This is a genomic window from Gemmiger formicilis (assembly GCF_016901605.1).
Taxonomy (GTDB): Bacteria; Bacillota; Clostridia; order Oscillospirales; family Ruminococcaceae; genus Gemmiger; species Gemmiger formicilis_B.
The window spans coordinates 1-758 of sequence record NZ_JACJKP010000354.1; the positions used below are offsets into that span (position 1 = coordinate 1).

Sequence of the window (758 nt, forward strand, 5' to 3'; positions counted from 1 at the left end):
GGTAAGTTCGTACCGATAATAGTACCAGCGGGTAGCGTCATCGCCCTGGCTGAGCACCAGCACACGGTCATCCCAATCCAGCACAGTGTTCATCACTTCTGCCCGCTGCTGCACATCGGCACGCAGGGTATACAGGCTGTCGGCTGCGGTCCAGAATCCCGCCGCAGGAACGCCCCGCCAGCAGAACACCGTCACAACCACCGCCACGGCGCCTCCCAAGGCAGCACGCCCCAGTCTGCCGCGGGCCGCACGGGCCAACTGGCAGAGCATGGCCAGCATCCAAGCCTGATAATAGGGGGTCAGATACCGGTCATAGTCTTTGAGGGCCAGCCCTTCCACATCGGAAAAATTGTAGTAATACAAAATCAGATGGAACGCATACAGCGCCGCAAAGCAAAAGGCAAAGCCCAGGTGCAGCACCAGAATGCCGCGGCGGGGCGCGCCTTTTTCGGCTGCCAGCCAGGCCGCAGCCGCCACCATGGTGATGGCAAGCACAGCCATTACGCCGCCACCCAGCAGGCAGACCCGCCGGGTGAAAAAGGCATCCCCCATAGCGGCCATGATCTGGGCAAACTTATCGTCACGGCCAATGCCCAGCAGTTGTTTTATACCACCGGCCAGCACCGCACCGTAACTCAGTCCCTCGCTGCCTACGCTGGCCGCCGTATCCACCGTGGGGGTGACAGCGGCGGTGTAGCGGCTCCAGCTGAGGAAGGCAGCCACGGCCACCACCGCCAGACCGCCCGCGTGCAGCAGCG

The 758-nt window shown here is 62.8% G+C and carries 1 protein-coding gene; it reads right to left on the minus strand.

Going from position 1 to position 758, the window contains the following annotated elements; all coding sequences use genetic code 11:
- A partial coding sequence (locus tag H6B10_RS14795) for a hypothetical protein (RefSeq protein WP_204652287.1) occupies positions 1–758 on the minus strand: 758 nt, incomplete at both ends.